General features: G+C 54.7%; 1 protein-coding gene and 1 pseudogene. Both read right to left on the bottom strand.

The features are described 5' to 3' along the window. Nucleotides 1-1,595: DNA cytosine methyltransferase (locus tag J5224_RS25840; RefSeq protein WP_264628052.1), on the bottom strand; the 1,595-nt coding region annotated here is incomplete at its 3' end. Next, nucleotides 1,592-1,993, bottom strand: a pseudogene (locus J5224_RS25835) (phage N-6-adenine-methyltransferase); the annotation flags it as partial. The pseudogene J5224_RS25835 and the gene J5224_RS25840, both read right to left, overlap by 4 nt.

Here is a 1,993-nt window from a genome sequence, read left to right as displayed (position 1 = left end):
CCCTCAACCGTGACCAGGCCAAACCGATCACGGCTGGTAACCGTGTGCAGAGGATCCTCAATATTCAGCCCCTCTTTCTCGTTGCCATAATATTTCAGCAAGAACGCCCTGACCTCGCCAAAATGATTGCCACCGGCCGTAACGGTTTGCAGCGGCGTGTCTGTTGGCTGTCCCGTATTCGTACCGCGCATCTTGATGAGGTTTGATGTTACGAGCGCGTGGTGATCGGTTGTCGTGACCGTATGGGCTGGCTCATCCATCGCCACACCGGCGCCGGAATAATTTCCGCCAAAGTGTTTAGCCAGGAACGCGGATACCAGTTGAGACTTTCCTCCACCAAAACCGGTTTGACCGATACGCGCGATAACTGGTGCAACAACGCATGCATGGTTCGTATTGACCAGCGTATGCATAGGTTGCTCGACGCTGCGAGGTTTGGCTGAATATTTTGGGCCACCAGCACCAGCGACGAACGGCGCCAATGTTGCCTCTACCATGCCGAGCGCATGCCCATTACCACCAGGTCGCACCGACGAACCAGCGGTAACCGTCGGCATTGGTTCGGTAACCTCCTGCCCCGTTGCACCGGTACGGAATTTTGTCAGATGTGGGCTGACAAGCGCATAACCGTGCGTCTTGGTGATGGTCTGCAACGGCTCTGTCAGTGACTGACCACGGAAACAATCGTATTTGGTCTTTGTGCTTGTGTGGTTGCACTTCACGATGAATGGCGTCGGGTTATCCAGCACGAACCGCTGAATGCCGCGCGCAATGCGTTTCAAGGTGTTCTCGGCCAATGGACGGGAACGTTCAAAGATGCTCGGGCATGGGATTGACCAGTCGATGCATTCGGCAGCTGTGCGCCACGGTTTCAGCTTGCCAGCCTGAACTGCTGGTGATTTTGGATCCCCGTGCGTAGCCTCCGGCCATGTGACCGGCTTACCGTCACGACGCATCACCATGAAAAAGCGTTTGCGGATGGTCGGAGCGCCATAATCACAGGCCCGCAATTCACGATATTCAACGGTATAACCCAAGCCAGCGGATAAGCTTTTCGCATCTTCCCCGTCAACATCAATGCCCAGCACCTCGCAGCACTCAATCAAAGCGGGGTGATTTATTGCGATACCCGTGGTCAGCATCCCCACGAATGCCTCAAATGTTTCACCGGCACGCGCCGGATCGGGGTGTTGTGTCCCATCTTCTGCGGTGTTCAATGGCCCCCAGGTTTTAAACTCTTCCACGTTCTCCAGCATGCCAACGCGAAAACGTGTTTGCAGAGCCCAGCGCAGGACAACCCAAGCCAGACCGCGAATCTCTTTTTTAACTGGCTTACTGCCTTTGGCTTTCGAAAAATGGCGGCAATCAGGACTAAACCATGCCAGTCCAACAGGACGGCCAGCGGTCGCAGCAACCGGATCAATATCAAACACTGATTCGCAGTAGTGCAGCGTATCTGGGTGATTCGTGGTGTGCATGGCGATCGCGTTCGGGTCATGGTTAATCGCAATATCGACACTGCGGCCAATTGCCATTTCAATTCCAGTGGAAGCACCGCCACCACCAGCAAAGTTATCAACGATAATTTCCTTCATGCTGCTGCTCCCATTGCTGCGGTAAGTGCTTCTGCGGTCGTGATGATGGTGTTGTCAGGGATGCCTTCAAGTTTCAGGCGGTTGATGTGGCTGCGCAGCTTGTGCTGCAAATGGGCTGAAAGCACTGCGGCTGTTGGCACCTGATCGAACAGAAAATTAACCTCTGCGGGCCACACCGTATTGGTTGTTTCTGGAATGGTGGGCTGCTGCTGTGGTGCCAGTTTCGCGGCCTCTTTGCGGATCTGCGCCATGAATGCTTCACCCTGGGCATACAGCCGATCACGCTCGATATAGGCATTCGCCGGACCGTGCCATTGCTTGTCAAACACGGCTATTGCGCCAGCAAAGAATGCACTGGTTGCCACCTGCTTTTCGTCTTTCGGTTTGAACCAGGTCGG

The sequence above is a fragment of the Candidatus Symbiopectobacterium sp. NZEC135 genome (assembly GCF_025962695.1).
This window is presented reverse-complemented; position numbering and strand designations above follow the sequence as displayed.